This window comes from Pseudomonas sp. ASL3, assembly GCF_056680425.1.
In genome coordinates this window covers 3,185,920-3,202,959 of the sequence record NZ_CM155281.1, presented here as the reverse complement: position 1 = coordinate 3,202,959, position 17,040 = coordinate 3,185,920, and the positions used below count along the sequence as shown (strand labels likewise).

Annotated in this window: 19 protein-coding genes; 8 read left to right on the top strand and 11 right to left on the bottom strand. The window is 56.1% G+C overall.

Annotated elements, in window-relative coordinates:
• Positions 1 to 40: 40 nt before the first annotated feature.
• From AC1MEE_RS14755 to AC1MEE_RS14735, 5 genes are read right to left on the bottom strand one after another with little or no spacing between them, the layout of a single operon-like run.
• Positions 41 to 1,285, bottom strand: coding sequence for an MFS transporter (locus AC1MEE_RS14755; protein ID WP_480416025.1), 1,245 nt, complete (start codon positions 1,283 to 1,285; stop codon positions 41 to 43).
• Between the two features lie 15 nt (positions 1,286 to 1,300).
• Positions 1,301 to 3,151: an IucA/IucC family protein gene (locus AC1MEE_RS14750; RefSeq protein ID WP_480416024.1), complete on the bottom strand. Its 1,851-nt coding sequence runs from the start codon at positions 3,149 to 3,151 to the stop codon at positions 1,301 to 1,303.
• Positions 3,152 to 3,198: 47 nt separating this feature from the next.
• Positions 3,199 to 4,347, bottom strand: coding sequence for an NAD/NADP octopine/nopaline dehydrogenase family protein (locus tag AC1MEE_RS14745; RefSeq protein WP_480416023.1), 1,149 nt, complete (start codon positions 4,345 to 4,347; stop codon positions 3,199 to 3,201).
• A 29-nt stretch (positions 4,348 to 4,376) separates the two neighbouring features.
• The gene (locus AC1MEE_RS14740; protein WP_480416022.1) at positions 4,377 to 5,420 is read right to left on the bottom strand and encodes a PLP-dependent cysteine synthase family protein; all 1,044 of its coding nucleotides are present in this window, start codon (positions 5,418 to 5,420) and stop codon (positions 4,377 to 4,379) included.
• Between the two features lie 15 nt (positions 5,421 to 5,435).
• Positions 5,436 to 6,887 carry a Y4yA family PLP-dependent enzyme gene (locus tag AC1MEE_RS14735; protein ID WP_480416021.1) on the bottom strand — a complete coding sequence of 484 codons (1,452 nt, stop codon included), beginning with the start codon at positions 6,885 to 6,887 and terminating at the stop codon, positions 5,436 to 5,438.
• A 522-nt stretch (positions 6,888 to 7,409) separates the two neighbouring features.
• Here AC1MEE_RS14735 and AC1MEE_RS14730 point away from each other — a divergent pair.
• Complete coding sequence (locus AC1MEE_RS14730; protein WP_480416020.1) at positions 7,410 to 7,799, top strand: hypothetical protein; 390 nt, start codon at positions 7,410 to 7,412, stop codon at positions 7,797 to 7,799.
• Between the two features lie 83 nt (positions 7,800 to 7,882).
• Positions 7,883 to 8,098, top strand: coding sequence for a hypothetical protein (locus AC1MEE_RS14725; RefSeq protein WP_480416019.1), 216 nt, complete (start codon positions 7,883 to 7,885; stop codon positions 8,096 to 8,098).
• Positions 8,099 to 8,539: 441 nt separating this feature from the next.
• Here the strand turns inward: AC1MEE_RS14725 and AC1MEE_RS14720 are convergent, their stop codons facing one another.
• From AC1MEE_RS14720 to AC1MEE_RS14705, 4 genes are read right to left on the bottom strand one after another with little or no spacing between them, the layout of a single operon-like run.
• Entirely contained in the window at positions 8,540 to 9,304 is a 765-nt protein-coding gene (locus tag AC1MEE_RS14720) for an ABC transporter ATP-binding protein (protein ID WP_480416018.1), read from the bottom strand.
• Positions 9,305 to 9,320: 16 nt separating this feature from the next.
• Complete coding sequence (locus AC1MEE_RS14715; protein WP_480416017.1) at positions 9,321 to 10,031, bottom strand: ABC transporter permease; 711 nt, start codon at positions 10,029 to 10,031, stop codon at positions 9,321 to 9,323.
• Entirely contained in the window at positions 10,028 to 10,756 is a 729-nt protein-coding gene (locus tag AC1MEE_RS14710; RefSeq protein ID WP_480416016.1) for an ABC transporter permease, read from the bottom strand. The genes AC1MEE_RS14715 and AC1MEE_RS14710 overlap by 4 nt, the downstream gene beginning before the upstream one ends.
• A gap of 57 nt (positions 10,757 to 10,813) precedes the next feature.
• Complete coding sequence (locus AC1MEE_RS14705) at positions 10,814 to 11,596, bottom strand: transporter substrate-binding domain-containing protein (protein ID WP_480416015.1); 783 nt, start codon at positions 11,594 to 11,596, stop codon at positions 10,814 to 10,816.
• Positions 11,597 to 12,294: 698 nt separating this feature from the next.
• Between AC1MEE_RS14705 and AC1MEE_RS14700 the strand changes: the two genes are divergently transcribed.
• Positions 12,295 to 12,429: a hypothetical protein gene (locus tag AC1MEE_RS14700; RefSeq protein WP_480416014.1), complete on the top strand. Its 135-nt coding sequence runs from the start codon at positions 12,295 to 12,297 to the stop codon at positions 12,427 to 12,429.
• Positions 12,430 to 12,550: 121 nt separating this feature from the next.
• Here AC1MEE_RS14700 and AC1MEE_RS14695 read toward each other — a convergent pair whose 3' ends face one another.
• Positions 12,551 to 13,225 carry a TIGR02466 family protein gene (locus tag AC1MEE_RS14695; protein ID WP_480416013.1) on the bottom strand — a complete coding sequence of 225 codons (675 nt, stop codon included), beginning with the start codon at positions 13,223 to 13,225 and terminating at the stop codon, positions 12,551 to 12,553.
• 142 nt (positions 13,226 to 13,367) lie between these two features.
• On the bottom strand, positions 13,368 to 13,751 hold the full coding sequence (locus AC1MEE_RS14690; RefSeq protein WP_480416012.1) for a hypothetical protein: 384 nt from the start codon (positions 13,749 to 13,751) through the stop codon (positions 13,368 to 13,370).
• A gap of 284 nt (positions 13,752 to 14,035) precedes the next feature.
• On the opposite strand from AC1MEE_RS14690, the gene AC1MEE_RS14685 reads away from it, so the two are divergent.
• The 5 genes from AC1MEE_RS14685 (at position 14,036) to AC1MEE_RS14665 (ending at position 16,567) form a co-directional block, all read left to right on the top strand.
• On the top strand, positions 14,036 to 14,338 hold the full coding sequence (locus AC1MEE_RS14685; RefSeq protein WP_480416011.1) for a hypothetical protein: 303 nt from the start codon (positions 14,036 to 14,038) through the stop codon (positions 14,336 to 14,338).
• A gap of 149 nt (positions 14,339 to 14,487) precedes the next feature.
• The gene (locus tag AC1MEE_RS14680; protein ID WP_480416010.1) at positions 14,488 to 14,670 is read left to right on the top strand and encodes a hypothetical protein; all 183 of its coding nucleotides are present in this window, start codon (positions 14,488 to 14,490) and stop codon (positions 14,668 to 14,670) included.
• Between the two features lie 166 nt (positions 14,671 to 14,836).
• Positions 14,837 to 15,565 (top strand): metallophosphoesterase, encoded by a 729-nt coding sequence (locus AC1MEE_RS14675; protein ID WP_480416009.1) that lies wholly within the window; start codon positions 14,837 to 14,839, stop codon positions 15,563 to 15,565.
• Positions 15,566 to 15,630: 65 nt separating this feature from the next.
• Positions 15,631 to 15,873, top strand: a complete 243-nt coding sequence (locus AC1MEE_RS14670; protein ID WP_480416008.1) for a hypothetical protein — start codon at positions 15,631 to 15,633, stop codon at positions 15,871 to 15,873.
• Between the two features lie 100 nt (positions 15,874 to 15,973).
• A complete protein-coding gene (locus AC1MEE_RS14665; RefSeq protein ID WP_480416007.1) occupies positions 15,974 to 16,567 on the top strand; it encodes a hypothetical protein in 594 nt (197 codons plus the stop codon).
• The last annotated feature ends 473 nt before the right edge of the window (positions 16,568 to 17,040 follow it).

The following is a 17,040-nucleotide window of genomic DNA, read 5'->3' as shown; positions in this document are numbered from 1 at the left end:
TCGCCGTGCAAGGGGCGAGCGGAACACCCTTGTTGCCGGATCAATCGGCAGGCGGCACCTGATTGGGCTGCATGACCACCGGCCAAAAACGCAGGAGGACAATAGGAATCAGCGCAATGGCATAGGCCACGCACACAAACAGGTAGGTGTATTGCAAGCCGTACACCTGGGTTAGCAGCCCCCCCGCCGAGATCCCGGCGATGGACGCGAACTGCGCGGTGCTTTGGGCAACCCCCAGTACATAGCCTTGCTGTGAGTTGTCGGCGGTTTTCGAAATCAAGGCCATGAGCACCGGCGTCGTCGCGCCCAACAGCACACCCCAGATGAAATAGGCACTGACGAACACCGCCGGGTTATGGGTGATGCCCGCCACAGCGGTCAGGCCGACGCAGCCAATGACGATGTAGGTGATGCGGTTCAGGGTGTCCTGCTGCGTGCGGTGCTCGAAGTATCTGGACCAAGGGGCGGCGGAAATGATGAAGCCCAACGCCAGCAAGCCATAGCACAGACCCACGACCGAATTGCTGACCTTGAATACGGAGCTGACATACAGCGAGAACGAGGTCTGCGGCAGCATTCGCGCCAGCAACAGAATGCCCATGACACCCAGTAACGACAGCAGTGGCGAACGCTGCCAGACGCCTTGCGAACGGCTGGCCTTGGCCGTCGAGTCCACTGCGGAGGTTTTTTTCACGGGGGGCACATCCGGCAACGTCAACGCAGCCACCACGGTGCACACGGCGCACAGGGCCGAGGCGATGATGTTGATCCAAAAGAAGGTCGCGTAGTCGAGAATCAGGCCCCCGACCACCGCGCCCAGCAATGACCCGACATTGGTCGAGATTTGCAGTACGGCGAACAGGCGGGCTCGCCGTGACGGGGCCTCAATACTGACCCCGTAGGCCTGCGCCGGCGCGATATAGCCGGCAAAGGCCCCTTGAAGAAAGCGCAACACCAGGATCATCCAGATGTCGGTGCACAGTGCCAACCCAAGCTGGGTCAGTGATAAACCGGCCAGGGCGCGGATCATCATCAACTTATGACCGTATTGGTCGCCGATACGGCCCCAGAATGCGCTGGTCAGAATAATGCCGAGCATCGGACCGACGTAGACGGCGATGCTGGCGAAGCTGAACAGTGATTCGGAGGAGGTCAGCCCACGCAGGTGGACAGGCCAGAACGGCCCGCTCATTTCCATCGCGCCCATGGAAATGAGCTGGATCGCGAACAGAAGATAAATCAGGATTCTCACTCGCGAACCCTGGACGGCACCTGCATGGGACATGAGTCAGCCTCGGTTTTATGCTGCGTTAAGCGGATTGGTCAGAGTGTGCTGCAGGCGGTAATTGGAGTACTGCAACAAGTGCATGCGCAGTATCGACCGAGTGGGCCATGGGTCCTGAACAAAGGCTTTGCGTTCGATCGCCCAGAGCGTTGGAGAAACACGATCCTGGACGGCGGCAAACGCGCTTTCGGTTTCTTCGCGCAACACTTCCCACATCCGCGTGTTGTTGAGTTGGTACTCCTTCGTCAGCCACAGTGCCATCTCGTGCAGGTGAGTGATGAAGGCCGCATCGAGCACGAACATCCGCACCGGCTCGATATCGTCAACGAAGACCGTGGGCAGGATGCCTTTTTGTACGTGGGGTTGTAATTCATAACGACGCGCTTGCAGCAGCGGGGCATAGGTTCGTCCATCGCCGAAGTCGCGGATCAACAGGCTACGTGCTTTGCCGTCGGGGGAAAACAGCACCATGGTGTTCTGCTGATGGGCCTCGAGTCCGATGCCGTACAACAGATAGATCGCGACCACCGGATGAGTCACTACTTTGGCGTACTGTCTGAACCAGGTTTCGACGGTGGCCGCACTGGCGCGCACGCCAGCGCGCTCGATCAGATCGGTGAACAGCGGCCGGTCGCTGCCGGGCAATTGGGTGAACAAGGACGCGACCGTAATGGGTAGGCATTCGTCGTTGCGGTCGAACGCTTGCTGGCTGGCGCGATAGACCACTGACAAGTGCCGACCTGGTGCATCGTCCTCGGTGATGGCGTTTCTGTAGCGTACGCCGATCTCTTCCGGGAATATTTCCAGGCGCTGATCAAAGCCGTTTTCGGCGGCGAGAATCTGTGTGATCACCGTGCTGATTCGCGGCCCCATGTGAATTGACTTGGCTTGCAGGCTGCGCAGTTCGCTGGTCATCCACAAGGCAATCGGCAGTTTGATCAACGGTGCCGTTTCGCTCTGCGCCGGCATCATCGTTCGATAGGACATGGTCGGCAGCGTCTCGATATCCGGGCCGTCGGTAATCAGGATGCCTTCTTCGATCTCCGCGGCGAAGGTCTCGAGCACATAGGCCTGCAGATGCCAGGCGTGGATCGGCAACGGCAACCAGTTTTTTTCATCCAGGCCCTTGGCGTTGAGCGAGTCCTTCCATTGCTCCCATTGGGTGGCGAAGTGGCTGGCGAACCAGCTGTGATAACTCTTCACATGCGGCATGCTTTCGCTCTTGGCCATATCCGCACGCAGGGACGCGATCCGCAGCGGTACCTGAGCGTTGAACTCGGGCGACAATTGCGCGACCTCGGCGTCAGTCAGGCCAGGCCTGGATTTCCAGGTCGGGTAGTACGGATGGCCTTCGAGCGAACCCCATTGGTCCAGCAGGATGGCCGCGTCCTTGGTACGGGTGTGTTGGCGCAAGTAGTCGGTGAGGCTAATGAGCCCGGCGCTTTTGGTCTGGTCGGCCAGGCGCGCGTTCCAATCCTGGCGGAACAGGCGAGCACGGGCGTCATTGTTGATGCTGTTTTCAATGTCCGACTTGAGCCCCGCGACGCCCTCGTCACTGGGTTCGAAGTCGAAATTTTCCCGCAGCACATCGATCAAGTCCTGATGGCTGTGGATGACGCGATGCACGCCCTCCTCGGTGTGCAGCACCACGTCGCCGTCGTTCACCAGCGTGTCGGCCGGGGCAAGCTCGATATCCGAGAAGGACAGCCGGGCGCGGGAATTCTTCAGGGGCAGGGTGGCCTGTTTACCGTCAGTGGAAAAACTCAGCGTCGACCGGTCCAGAATGCTTTCGGCAAACAGGCAGCGAATCAGGCGGCGCATGGCGTTTTTGCGGGAAAAGGCGAACAGCGTGTTCAGGTCTTCCATATCAAATAAAGGCTCGTCGAGAAGTAAAAGAGAAGGTCAGTTGCCGTTCACGCATTGCGTGGCCAGGTGCTGGGAAAATAATCCAGCGCCGAATCGCGCAAGCCCTGCATATAGGAAACGCTCCAGCGCAGGACTTCCTCGATGTACGGGACTTTCAACTCGAAGCGTTTGGCCATTTCCACCAGCAACACCAGGCCATAGGCAACGTCTTCGTTGAAGGCGCGGCTTTCGCGCTCGATCACGTACCCAGGGCGGTTGCCGCCGGCCGGAACCATAGGCGCGAGGATGGCGTTGTAAGCCTGATTGGTGCGCAGGATCGACAGCATGCTGCTCTGATCGCGGATCTGTTCGCCGTAGGCTTCAACAATTTCCTGCTTCAGGGATTTCACCGAGGAAAGGTCCACCCCCAATTGCAGACTGATCACCGCGCACAGTTCCTGGCTCTCCTGATCCATGCGTTCAAGAAAGTAAGCGCCGAGTTCCGAACATTCGGTCCACCAGCACATGGGCTGCGGGAAAATCTTCTGATGCCACTGCCCGTAGGGCCCGATCAGCCCGTAGATGACCGAGCTGTGCATGATCGGGTTGCCTGGCGTCAGGGTGATTTCCAGGTAGTTATCCAGCAGCGTCACGCAGGGGCCGTACAGGGTCGTGAGGATGTCCAGCAGTTGCTGGCGAGAGGGGGCCGACTCTCTGGCGTGAGTCGCTACATACAGTTGGCTTTTACCCCCGCCCATCTTCACCGAGACTCCCGGTTGCAGATCAAACGCCGTGTGTGGGACATCTTTCATGCCCCAGATCACCAGATTAGGACGCTCGGCCAGCAGGGCCTGTGCCAGCCAGTCGAACCCGCAGAAACCGGGTATGGCGCCGATGTACACCGGTTTGCTGGTGCTCAAATAGGGCGCGATAGCACGCAGTGTTTGCGGCCGCCCATGGGCGGGCACGGTGATGATCACGATGTCCGCGTCCTCGACGGCGGCTTTGGCATCGGTCGTCACTCGATCCAGACGCGCGCTTTTTTGCGTGCCGTCGGGCAGCAATACGCTCATCGGGTTGTTGCGGGTATGTTGATCGACGACCTCCAGGTTGCTGGTGAGCAACGAGACCTGGACGTTGTCGAGCTGCTTGAACAGGATGGCGTTGAGATGCCCGGTCCTGCCACCGCCGCAGATAGCGATTTTCAACGGATCCATAGGGTGCCTGCTCCTTAGCTCGATGGGTTTCATGCGACGCTCAGTTGCAGAGCGGTCATCGGGGTGTCCAGCCACTGGGCTTTACCCAGCCAGATGTCCAGTTGCGGACCTACGCCTGGGCCGAGCAGGTTTCGCTCATCCAGCCATTTTTCGTTGAAGACGGTGTGCAGGTACTTCTCCCCGCCATCGGCAATCGGTACCACGACGTTGCCGCCGATGGTCCCGTTGTGGATCAGTTCCAGTGCCTTGAAGATCGTGCCCCCGGTCGATCCGCCCACCAGCAGCGCCATGTGGCGAGCGATGTACCTGGCCGTTTCGAACGCTTGGGAATCGGTCACCTGCAACCCCAGGTCGATGCAGCTGTAATCGAGCACCAATCCCACCGTGTCACCTTCAGGGGTGCCAGTGCCGGATTGGTAGTACGGATAACCGGGGTGACCGAAGACAATCGAGCCCGCTGGTTCGACGGCCACCGTCACGGTATTCGGGTTATGCAGCTTCAAGCCCCGGGCGATGCCAGTCATCGAGCCGCCAGTGCCGACGCAGCCGACGTAGGCATCCACGTGACCCTCGGCCTGGGCGATGGTTTCGCGGACAAACTCGGAGTAACCGCCGGCGTTGGCGGCGTTGTCCGATTGATTCATGAACACCGCCCCCGGGATCTGCTCGGCCAGTTTGGCGGCCAGACGCTGACGCTCGACGACCGCGACTTCGTCCTCTCGATAGGTTCCGGCGACATAGCGGATTTCGGCGCCAAAGGCCTTCATGACGGCGATCTTATCCTGGGCCGCGTGGTGATCCACCACCGCGATGAAGTGCAGGCCAAACTCAATGGCGGCCATGGCCAGACCGATGCCGGTGTTGCCGGAAGAGGATTCGACGACCACGCCACCGGGCTTCAGCCGCCCGGATTTGAGTGCGGCCAGCACCATGTTTCTCGCCATTCGGTCCTTCATGCTGCCGCCCGGATTGTTCTTTTCAATCTTGAGCAACAGCCTGGCGTTGGTGCCCGGAACCTCGATACCCAGCATGGGTGTATTGCCAATAAGGTCCGAAACTTTATTCAGTATCATCGTTGAAGTACTCCCTTAGTCGTCAGGTGAAAACGCGTAGTTACCTTCCTTACAACAGGTCGCCATCAACCGCTGTGGCAGGGGATGGCGATGAAACTGGTTTTCCAGCAAGTCCATCTGATAGCCAGCGGTATTGACATAAACCAGCAAGTCACCGGGCTTGGGTGCAACATGGAAATTAATCAGGCGGTGGGTAATGACATCGTCATCCAGGCAACTATGGCCTGCGATATAGGCTTGCGTTGGCATTGACGGCGCGGCGTCATCCGTTTTGCTGCTGATCAAAATCGGATCGACAAGGTATTCGGAAGAAAACCATGTTTCGCAGGCGCTGAAACTGCTGCCCTCGACAAACAGGACTGTCTTGCCCGCGTCCAGCTGTTTGGATCGGGTGACACGAAACAGTGATATCGCTGCCTGATCTACCAAACTACGGCCAGGCTCCAGAGCCAAGGTAATATGCTGGGTCTTCAAATACTGCGCGATGGTCAATCCCGCGACACAATCCGACTCAAGAAACTGCTGCAACCATTGGCAGGCGGTGAGGGCGGTGCCGTAGGGATAAAAAGAACCTGGCACTTTTTTAGCGTGGTAATCGCTGGGTTTATTGTTGTTTTGCAAGAAGGATTCATAGTCTTGCGGGTCGACGTAGCGCATCGGCAGCCCGCCACCGATATCTATCATTCTTGGGTTCAGTCCCATCTCCCGCGCCGCCTCGACGAAGCCTGTGAGTTCGCGGAAGGCTTGCACTCGGGTTTCGAATGCATAACCGCCGAGGTGGAAATGAAACCCCTCGAAAAGGATCAGAGGCTTGAGTTCGACCAAGCGCCGCAAGCAGCCGAGCACATCTGCAGCGCCCATCCCGAAGCGGCTGGCGGCGCAATTCCGGGGGCGATAACGCAACAGCACCCTGGCGTTTACCTTGGGTCCCGGCCGGTTGGCCAGCGCCAGCAAGTGCTCGAATTCTTCCACGGAATCGACACAGACCAGTGAGCCGCTACGCAGCAGCGCCTGATGAAACTCGACGGTCTTGGCTGGTCCCGTCGCACAAATTTGCTCCGGACGGACTCCGGCATGCAGGGCATCGTGCAGCTCATAAAGACTGGATACATCGACACCGACATTGGCCGTTGTAGTTGCGCTGATCAGGGCCCTGGATTTGTTGGCCTTGGCCCCGTAGAAGATTTCGTACTGAATTCCGTATCGATTCAATAATTGCTGCATGGCCGCCGCATTGGCCTGTAAAGCGTGGGGCCAGACCAGGTTGAGGGGTGAGCCATGTTCAGCCACCAGTGCCACTAGTTGCTCGGGTAATTGATAAATAAGTTGCTCGACAACAGCGTCAAGAAGCGGTTTCAGCAGTGCTGGAGCATGAGCACTCATCTGATGGCGCATGGGGGCTGCAATAACAGTAGGCATAGTTAACCCTTGGCATCGGATGGCTGCCATTCCGCAGGTTGGCAACATCAGGCGTTGCCGATTAATGTGATCGAGTTTTCGTGAGTGACGAAACTTCAGCACCGTGGAGGGGGGCGGCAGCCGACACTCAAAGGAATATCAATAGTGTGGGCAGTAATAAAACCGTCAAAAAAACGGTACATGAGGACCCAATCCTTGTGGTTCGCAGGGTTATGGCGATCCGCCATAAATCAATGCCATTAGATAGTTAAAGTGCCACCACACGAAACTCAAGTGACATCACTGTCAAGGCACTCATCTTCAGAGATACCAAACTCCGGGAAATTGTGACAATCCGCCTCGAACGGAGAGAACGATATTGCTAATGCAAATGATTATCAAGTAAGGCTTTCAAATATTTTGAAATATAGACCGGCGCAAGGATCAGTGAAACCCAGTCTCTGCCGCTGAATGTAAGGGTTGAGGCTCGATGAGCGTCCGCGAAAGCCGCCGATGTGGGCATGGGGATGGCCTCCCATTGGTATGGAGGGTGCTAGATTGGAAGAGGGCACAACCTCAGGGGAAAATAAGATGATCACTGACGCTCGGGATGCAGCAAAGTACGTTGAGTGCTATTCGTCCATCGAAAGCCCGCAAGTGCGGGAGGCGTTTTGCATGCTGGTTGGCGCGATTTCCGCAATGAAAGGGCATAACTGCGCCCCCAAGCCCCAGGGTGACCTGACGAGGTCCATTGGGATTTTTTCGGTATCGGGTGGCGATTGGCCCTTCAGCTTTGTGTCCTATCACAATTGGCTTCTCTTTTACTTCCGGCTGCCAGCTTTCAAGACTGAACACCATTCGGTAAAAACCCTGTCTGCAGAGTTTGGCGAGGTCAATGACAAGACTGATGGGGAGTGGACCATCAAGTTACGGTCAGTTGACGATGTTCGTCGCTTGCTGCGGATAATCAATATTTCCTAGCCGCCCATCCGATGGCAAGCAGCTGAAGTTAAAAGGAAACATTGTTGTAATAAGGTGCTCATCCGATTCATGAGGACACTCAAATGAGCCGACCAGTACGAAACCTGCGAAAAACCATGGACTCCGTGGCAGCCAACAACGAGGCCGCTGCCATTGATGTGATGCGCGCCATTGATCAACTGGGCGATGAGGTGCTGCGCCAGCGACTGCTGAGCGTCGTCCATCGTCTGAATCAGGATGCCACCGAGTTACGACATTCCAGGGATGAGGTCTCAGGAGCGTCGATCAAGCTGGCTTGATTCACGTGTGGGCGTCACCGTCGACCATGCCGTCGAGCTCGGTGATTTCCTGCCTGGTCAGGTTCTTCCATTTTGCGATCTACCAACTGCCTTGCGAAAGTGAACTACATTCACGGAATTGCTCAGTGAGGTGGTCGCTATGACAGTGAGAACGAGTTACGGCGTTGAGTGCATATGCGGACATCGCGGTTATATCCACAAGGCTGAAGACGATCAGTCGCATGGGAAGCCGTATGAGCATTATTGGCTGGAAGATCTTCGCGGTACCGGTTTCAATCTGGACGGCGCATCCAAGGGATGGGACGAGGTATTTGCAAAGCTTAAGCTTCGGTGCCCTGAATGCGACTCAGAGCTGACGCCCAAAAACCTCTCCAAATAATTTCAGTCAGCGCCGTTGAGCGACGGGTCAGTCGCTCAACGGCGTTACACGGATGATGGGACTTACTTCAGGTTGCCACTGAGGAACTGCTGCAGCCGCTCGCTCTGGGGGTTGCCCAGTACGTCCTCGGGTGCGCCTTGTTCTTCGACCAGTCCCTGATGCAGGAACAGCACCTGGTTTGACACTTTGCGAGCGAAGCTCATTTCGTGGGTGACCATGATCATAGTGCGGCCTTCTTCGGCCAGCCCCTGAATGACCTTGAGCACTTCGCCCACCAGTTCCGGGTCGAGTGCCGAGGTCGGTTCGTCGAACAGCATGACCTCCGGTTCCATGGTCAAGGCTCGGGCGATGGCGACGCGCTGTTGCTGACCGCCAGAGAGAAACGCCGGATATTGATCGGCGACGCGGGACGGCAGACCCACCTTGTCGAGATAGCGTCGAGCACGATCCTCTGCATCCTTCTTGCTGACACCCAGCACCCGGCGTGGGGCCATGGTGATGTTCTCCAGCACGGTCATGTGGCTCCACAGGTTGAAGTGCTGGAACACCATCGCCAGACGGGTGCGGATTCGTTGCAGTTCAGCGTCGTCGGCCACGCGCATGCCGTGCCGATCGTTGACCATGCGAATCTGTTGGTCATCGAGGCTCATGGCGCCGCTATTGGGTGTCTCGAGAAAGTTGATGCAGCGCAGAAAGGTACTCTTGCCCGAACCGCTGGCGCCGATCAGGCTGATCACATCACCGGTTTTGGCTTTCAGCGAGACGCCTTTGAGTACTTCGTGGCTGCCGTAACTTTTATGTAGATTTTCAATGGTCAGTTTGTACATGTGTGCAAATCCTGAATTAGTGAGCCGGGCCAAGAAAGGCCAGCCATCGGCGTTCGGCCAGGCGGAACAAACCGACCAGGCTGAAGGTGACTGCCAGGTAGATCACTGCGGCGATGCCGAACGACTGGAAGGTGAGGAACGTCGCCGAGTTGGCATCGCGAGCGACTTTCAGCACATCCGGAATCGTTGCGGTAAAGGCCACGGTGGTCGAATGCAGCATCAGGATCACTTCGTTGCTGTAGTAAGGTAGCGAACGACGCAGGGCCGACGGCATGATCACGTAGGCATAGAGTTTCCAGCCGGTCAGACCATAGGCCTTGGCCGCCTCGACTTCACCATGGGCCATGCTGCGGATTGCCCCAGCGAAAATCTCCGTGGTGTAGGCGCAGGTGTTCAGGGCAAAGGCGAGAATCGTGCAGTTCATCGCATCGCGAAAGAACGCGTCCAGTACTGGCTGCGCGCGAACTGCGGCGATGCCGTAGATCCCCGTGTAGCAAATCAGCAACTGGATATACAGCGGCGTACCGCGAAACAGATAGGTGTAAAACTGTACCGGCCAGCGTACCCATGCATTGGGTGAAACCCGGGCAATCGACAGTGGGATCGACATCAGGAAACCGATGAAGATCGAGGCGCTGAGCAGCCAGAGGGTCATGGCCAGCCCGGTGATGTGATAACCGTCGTTGTAAAGGAAAGGTTTCCAGTATTCCTGCAGAAGTTCGATCATCGTACGGCCTCCCTGGAGCCTGCGGCATAACGGCATTCCAGCCTGCGCAGGATGTAGTTCGAAGCGCTGGTAATCAGCAGATAGATCAAGGCGGCGAGTACCAGAAAGTAGAACAGTTGATAGGTGCTTTTACCGGCATCCTGAGCAGCCTTGACCAGATCGGCCAGGCCGATGATCGAGACCAGTGCGGTGGCCTTGAGGATCACCATCCAGTTATTGCCGATGCCTGGCAGGGCGAAGCGCATCATTTGCGGGAACACCACGAAGCGAAAACGCTGGCTGCGGCTCAAGCCGTAGGCTGTTGCGGCTTCCATCTGTCCGCGAGGCACGGCGAGGATCGCGCCGCGAAAGGTCTCGGTGAAATACGCGCCGTAGATGAACCCCAGGGTAATGATGCCGGCGCTGAACGGGTCGATCTCGATATAGTCCCAGTCCAGCGCCACGGTGAGATTGGTCAGCCAGGTTTGCAGGCTGTAGAAAATCAGCAGCATCAGCACCAGATCCGGTACCCCGCGAATCAACGTGGTGTAGACCTGCGCCGGAATGCGCAGCAGGGACGAGCTGGACAGCTTGGCACTGGCGCCGATCAGGCCGAGCACAATGCTCAACAACAGCGACAGTATCGATAATTTGACGGTCATCCAGCTGCCTTCCAGCAGCAGCGGGCCAAAGCCCTTCAGGCCGAAGGCGGAAAGCCCCAGAGTCTGTAACAGGTTTTCGAACATTGGTAAGGCCCTTGGCAATCAAAAAAAGCGCCCATCTTGAGGATGGGCGCCGGGGCGTTATTTGCCGCTGTACAGGTTCAGATCGTCAAAGTGCTTTTTCTGGAGGGTGGCGTAGGTACCGTCGTCGTGTAACGCTTTGATACCTTTATCCAGCAGTGCCTTGAGGTCGTTGTTACCTTTCACGATACCCACTGCGGTTTTTGCCGGCAGCAGCGGATCGATGATTGGCTTGCTGACTTCGTAATCAGCACCTTGTGGCGACTTCAAGAAGCTCAGTTGAGCTTGCAGCATGTCTTGTACGGAAGCATCAAGACGGCCGGAAGTCAGGTCAGCGTAAACCTGATCCTGGTTGGCGTAGGCTTTGGTAGTGACACCAGCCTTGTCCAGAATAGCTTTAGCGTAGGCTTCCTGAATGGTGCCTTGCTCATAGCCAACGGTTTTACCTTTGAGCGAAGCGGTGTCGGCGGAGATGCCCGAACCTTTCTTGAACACCAGCGCAGTCGGGCCGGAGAACAGTTCGCTGGAGAAGTCGATAACCTTCTCACGGGCCTCTGTTACGGTCATCGACGAGATAACACCGTCGAATTTGTTGGCTTTCAGGCCAGGAATCGTGCCGTCGAAATCGCTTTCGACCCATTTGCACTTGACCTTCAGTTCGGCGCAGATCGCATTGCCCAGATCGATATCGAAGCCCACCAGGCTGCCATCAGCGGCTTTGGACTCGAACGGTGCGTAGGACGGATCGACGCCGAAGCGCAATTCCTTGTACTCCTTGGCCAGCGCGGAACCGGCAGCCATGCATAAAGTCAGTGCGGAAAGGGTCAGTAATGTTTTTTTCATTATTCAATTCCTAAAACCAATATGAGCGCTTGTGGCGCATGAGTACTGTTACTGGAACGCGTATGACGCTATGAAAGTAGAAGCTTCCGAACCAAAGTCCCGAACAGGTGTTTTAAAAAGTCTGTGCGTCGACATGTCCTGTTGACGCTTACGCATATGCACACGAACTTACTTGTACGTACAGGCATATGCAACAAGGCGGCCAACTCGTTGATTGGGCGTTCAAGAAGGTTTTGAGAATGGCTGGAAGCCGTCTGGAACGAGGCTTGCGAGACGATAAAAAAATTATCGAGGGTGCTTGAGACGCGCTCGCGGCTGTTACCGGAGCAGGGTTCTACGCCACGCTGGGGCGTCTAGTAACAATTTGAGAGCGGGAAGACCCCTTGGTTGACAGCGCCTCTACTCGCTCGTCGGAAGCTTGTCGTCCAATTGTTGCCGCTGCCTGTCAGGGGTTGGGAGCCGTCTTCAGGCTTGCTGCGCCACGCCAGTGAATCATTGATCTGATTCATGGTCGTATCTACTGTTGATCGCTCACTGGACTAAAGTTCACGAGCAGCGACAACCCTTCGCAAGGGCTCTGTTCCTTGCTCCTCAGGACGATAAAATGAAACGAACAGCGATATTTATCTTGGTGATTTCAGGCTCCCTCTTGCTGGGAGGCTGCTGGCCGTACTGGGATGATGGTGGAGGTCGCGGTCATGGTCGCAATCATGATCGTGGCCACGAAGATCGCGGCAATGATCGTGGATACGATCGTGGAGATGACCGGGGACGTGATCACGAAGGCGGAGACCAGGAGTATCGCCGGTAAGCTGTTCCAACAGCGCGGGTAAAGGCCTTGTTCTGCTGTCCATTCCAAGGCACAGCAGAGTTCGCTAACGGCGCCTGGTCAGGTAACGCTAGCCAAGTTGCTGACATCGCTGGCGAAGGCCTGTCGGGCGGTTAGCGCTATCCTCAAATGGCAAAGTTGAACGCCACGGAAATCCTCGGTCGATCACCTTCGTAGCGACGTACTGAGTGCATCAGCCAGGAGGGGAACATCAGCAGAGTACCGCTTGAGGGCGTGACCGCACTGACGTGACCCGCAGTCAGGCAACCCTCGATACGCATGCGCAAGGCGGGATTGAGCAGCGTCGGAGTGATCCCGCGCGGGTCGATGAATTCCAGTTCACCACCGACTCCCGGGCTGTGTTCGCGGTCACCACTGTCCACCCAATAAACCGCCGACCAGAATGACCCAGGGTGCCCATGCACTGTATTGGAGTGACCCTTGCGGTTGATATTGGCCCATGCACTGTAGTGCCACTGCAAATGGGCTTCTATAAGGCCGTGTTCGGGTGAGCTGACGGCCGATAGCTGGTTGGCGAGCTCCTGAGCGAAGGCGATCAGTCTGGTGCCAGGCTCACCTGCCCAAGTGGCGAAATCATCCTGTGACTGCCAGCCGCCGTCGTTACTGTGGAGAACGCCGAGGTCGTCACTTGAGCGGTCCAGGATGATCGAGCGCAATTGCTCATTGAGTAGCTCGTACTCTGGGTAGACCAAGCTGGCGATAGGTGTGGCGAATAGGCGAGTGATCTTGATCAGGTTGGTGTCGACCTGATGTGGGCACGCGCTGCTGGCGTCCGGCATGGCGCGGATATCCTGGTTCAAGTGGGAATTTTATACACTGGGCGGCGCGGCCATCTCAATGTGCTTCGGGTAACGGCGCAGAGACTTAATCGTACATGGACCAGCCCTATCTAGATAGCCGGTGATCCCTACAGCAACACCGCTATAGCGGCTGATTTTGAATGGGGGGTTGCTGAGGGAATCCAGCAGAAATTTCTGAGAACGTATCGCTATCGGTCACGGCGAGAAGGCTGCGGCCATCCTTGAATTTTGCATAGAAGGTAACTTCTTTTTCTTTGTTGCATAGCAGCAAGCCCGCAATCAGCCCCGCCGGCCCTAAAAGCAAGGCGCCGGCCAATCCCCACCGGATGGCGCTGCCGCTGTTTTTTACCGACTGCTCAGACTCGAACTCCAGGGTTTCCAGTTGTGAAATCGGAACCTTCAAGCTGCGAGAAGGGTTGAGCACGGCTTTTAAGGTGAACGATCTGTCGCTACATTCGGCATCACCTGTCAGAAAGTCACCGGAGATCACTGTAATTTTCGACATGATTTTTCCTCATTAAAGAGGAACGGTTGATAAAAGAGGAATGGCGCACATTCGTGTCACTGAGCTCTGTCCATCCATGTTGCGTCAACAGTATTGCGACAGAGGGTCAGTTGGACGATCACCGGCTGTATGCAGGTCGACAACTTTTGCGGTGATTATGGTTTTTTGTGGGCATGGGGATGCCTTCGGACGCAGTTCGTCATGCTGAAAGTAAAGTGGCGAGGGTATGGGGGTATGCTGAGGCTTGATCAGATCCCGAAGGCAAAAGCCCTCAAGGTGGAATCATGACTCTTTATGTTGTAAGTGCAGTTCGCACGAACGCGGATGGTGATGTCGAGTTCCTCAAGTGGGCGCCATACACTGGAGATGAAACCCACGCCACTGGCGAGCAAGAGGTTGTGCCAATTTCGGCGGTTGTTGCATCCATCGATGACGGCGACATTATCGACACACTCTTTCCTTCCGAAGGACGACCGGTTCTCGGAGGGAGGCTATTGCTTAAGCCCCTTGCTGATGGCCACGTGACGGTCGAGATAGAAGTGCGTGACGGTCCGGTCAGAACCATCAAGGACCTGCCGAGCTTCTAGCCTCGGTCTGCCGAGGCGTTCAGCCCAGCCAGGCGCTGGCTTTTTCTTCCTGCCAGTCGTCTGCTGGATTGAACGAGCAAATATGCATACTCTCCAACTATCAGGATCATTACTTTTACGATCCATAGATCACAGATAGAGAGGTGCGTATGGGTACCGATCCAAAAAACCAGGGCGGCGCTCAATCTCCTGATCCATCGAGTCCGGTCCCCGACCCTGACGTTGAAGACTCAGCTACCGAAGGCGAAAATCCTCCTCCGCAAGACTGGAAGCATCCAGATGACGGGAAAAGCCTGTCAGAGCTGGATGAAGAGTTCCCGCTCAAGCCCTGAACGGCGGTCATCCAGGCCACATCATTGGACCCATGTTCAGCCTGGGAATCCTCGGTCATTCTCGGATGACCGGAGCCTGCGGCATCCACATTAAGCCTTACGATTTCAGCACGCCCGGGCCTGTCTGTGCCACGATGAAGTTGATCGGCGAAGGGAGGAGAGCGGCGTGAGCAAGTTCAAGCATTTTGAAAGAAACACGGACGGCTGCGACTTCGCCGTGGGTGATATCCATGGGCATTTCACTCGGCTGCAAGCTGCATTGGACAGTGCCGACTTTGATCCGACGGTCGATCGCCTGTTCAGCGTCGGTGACTTGGTTGATCGCGGGCCGGAAAGTAAGCTGTCACTCGATTGGCTGGCTAAACCGTGGTTTTTTGCGGTCCAGGGCAATCATGAGGCTTTGGCTATTCAGCATGTCCAGTACCAGAATCTTGATTATCAGATGTATAGGGCCAGCGGCGGCACCTGGTTTCTCAGGCTTGCCCCCAGTGATCAGCAGAGGTTCGCAGCTCATTTTGCGGAGATGCCCATAGCGATCGAGGTCGACACACTGCCTGGGCTGATCGGCATAGTGCATGCCGACTGTCCTCTACCCACCTGGGAATTGCTTCGTGAAACCTTGCTCGGGGATTTTCCGGGTTTGGAGGCGGTCAAGGAATATTGCCAATGGTCGCGTGAGCGCCTTCAGACCAGCGATTTCAGCGGTATCCCTGATGTGCGCGCCATGGTTGTTGGCCACACCCCTTTGCGCGAGCCTGCGCGGTTGGGCAATGTTTTTCACATCGATACCGGTGGCTGGCGCTCGGATGGCAGGGGGTATTTCACGCTGCTGAATCTGACAACGCTCGAAGCTATTGCACCAGTGGTGTCGAACCTTGACGGGGAAGGGGTATGAACTGCAGATCCCTCCCCGGCAAATTGCAGGCTACAGTTTAGAAGTTACGAATGAAGGGATGGGGTATGAACTGCTTGATTTGTAATGCCGGAGCGCAGCGCATCAAGACCATGGGTGATTGGGTGGAATTGCACTGCCCTGATTGCGGCCACTACCGGGTAAGCGGTGCGTTGTTCGCTGAAATGAAAACCAAAAGTCTGTCCTTTGATATCGAGAAAGCGCGGGCCTGGATTCGTGGGCAGCGGCAGACCGAACCTCATGAGGCACCGCTGATTGGCTGTCCTGATAGTGGTCTGGTCGTGTCTTGATGCCCACGTTCTGGGCATGAAAATGCCTTAGGACACCCTTTTTTGGGCGGCCGGGTCATGCCTCAAGGGCGGTGTTGCTGGGTAGTCAGGAGCTCTGTGAATGCCCGATGTCATGAATACGATGACGTCGCTGTTTCCCCTAACAGCGACGATTGCGATTTGTATTTTTATCGCCAAAGAGCTTATTGAGTTTGGCAAGCGTCGAAATGAAAAAATCCGCAAGATTGCCGCTTACAAGATGCTGGTGGCCGAGGAGATGCTGAAGAACGCATGGTCGATCAGATCGATGCGCGATGTGCTGGGGGCTCTGCAGGACCAATTCGAGAAGATTCTGCTAGAAAAATCCTTTAGTGGCTCGAGCTACATCGTGGTTGAGAGGATGAATGGAAAGCAAAGCACGCCGCTTTGGCCTTTTCATTTTTCGGTTTTTGACAGGGCGGTTATCGATCTGGCGGTGCTCGACAAGGACTTGTTCAACTCTGTGAAAGAGGCGTATCAGGCGCTGGCAAATGTTAAACATGCGCGTACTGTTTTAATGGATATGTGTAACGACGACTCGCTTTACGACCATATAAAGACATTTGTCGGCTACGCAATGGGCCAAATGGATGTGGCGGAAGAGAAGATCAACATCACGTACAGAGATTGCACCGGCAAGGCGCTTGATAAGCAGAAGCTGGTTTCATTTCTGTAGGTTCAACAGAAGCTGGCAGAGCAAGAACTGTCCGGGCTGAAGAACCTGCTGGGGGATCGAGAGCCAAAATTTGCCGTGATAGATGCCGAACGCAAGGGCAGATCTCGTTGTCCTAACACTACAGATAGCGGCCGATTTGGTCATTGATGCCACTATCGGTGGCAAGTGAAATTCTTCTACAAGGACGGCAGGTCAATATTGAGAACGATGCGTCGCAGAGAATGACTCTTCGCTCGGACTCGGCCCGTTGGTTTGGAGAGCGATCAAATGAAACGCACTGCGTTATTGCTTCTGGTCCTGTCAGGTTTGCTTTTATTGGGTGGTTGTTGGCCGTATTGGCATGACCACCATGAGCACGGCCGTTCCTTCGCCGGTGATCCTGGAGGCCAGGAATATCACCGCTGAGGTTTGTCTGGCGGGGCGGTCAGGTATTCCGTTCCGCTGCTTACCCTCTGAATGGGCTCAAGTGATGC

Coding starts and splice junctions, on each gene's coding strand:
- AC1MEE_RS14755 (WP_480416025.1), bottom strand. CDS start 1,285: ATGTCCCATGCAGGTGCCGTCCAGGGTTCGCGAGTGAGAATCCTGATT.
- AC1MEE_RS14750 (WP_480416024.1), bottom strand. CDS start 3,151: ATGGAAGACCTGAACACGCTGTTCGCCTTTTCCCGCAAAAACGCCATG.
- AC1MEE_RS14745 (WP_480416023.1), bottom strand. CDS start 4,347: ATGGATCCGTTGAAAATCGCTATCTGCGGCGGTGGCAGGACCGGGCAT.
- AC1MEE_RS14740 (WP_480416022.1), bottom strand. CDS start 5,420: ATGATACTGAATAAAGTTTCGGACCTTATTGGCAATACACCCATGCTG.
- AC1MEE_RS14735 (WP_480416021.1), bottom strand. CDS start 6,887: ATGTTGCCAACCTGCGGAATGGCAGCCATCCGATGCCAAGGGTTAACT.
- AC1MEE_RS14730 (WP_480416020.1), top strand. CDS start 7,410: ATGATCACTGACGCTCGGGATGCAGCAAAGTACGTTGAGTGCTATTCG.
- AC1MEE_RS14725 (WP_480416019.1), top strand. CDS start 7,883: ATGAGCCGACCAGTACGAAACCTGCGAAAAACCATGGACTCCGTGGCA.
- AC1MEE_RS14720 (WP_480416018.1), bottom strand. CDS start 9,304: ATGTACAAACTGACCATTGAAAATCTACATAAAAGTTACGGCAGCCAC.
- AC1MEE_RS14715 (WP_480416017.1), bottom strand. CDS start 10,031: ATGATCGAACTTCTGCAGGAATACTGGAAACCTTTCCTTTACAACGAC.
- AC1MEE_RS14710 (WP_480416016.1), bottom strand. CDS start 10,756: ATGTTCGAAAACCTGTTACAGACTCTGGGGCTTTCCGCCTTCGGCCTG.
- AC1MEE_RS14705 (WP_480416015.1), bottom strand. CDS start 11,596: ATGAAAAAAACATTACTGACCCTTTCCGCACTGACTTTATGCATGGCT.
- AC1MEE_RS14700 (WP_480416014.1), top strand. CDS start 12,295: ATGGTCGCAATCATGATCGTGGCCACGAAGATCGCGGCAATGATCGTG.
- AC1MEE_RS14695 (WP_480416013.1), bottom strand. CDS start 13,225: ATGCCGGACGCCAGCAGCGCGTGCCCACATCAGGTCGACACCAACCTG.
- AC1MEE_RS14690 (WP_480416012.1), bottom strand. CDS start 13,751: ATGTCGAAAATTACAGTGATCTCCGGTGACTTTCTGACAGGTGATGCC.
- AC1MEE_RS14685 (WP_480416011.1), top strand. CDS start 14,036: ATGACTCTTTATGTTGTAAGTGCAGTTCGCACGAACGCGGATGGTGAT.
- AC1MEE_RS14680 (WP_480416010.1), top strand. CDS start 14,488: ATGGGTACCGATCCAAAAAACCAGGGCGGCGCTCAATCTCCTGATCCA.
- AC1MEE_RS14670 (WP_480416008.1), top strand. CDS start 15,631: ATGAACTGCTTGATTTGTAATGCCGGAGCGCAGCGCATCAAGACCATG.
- AC1MEE_RS14665 (WP_480416007.1), top strand. CDS start 15,974: ATGCCCGATGTCATGAATACGATGACGTCGCTGTTTCCCCTAACAGCG.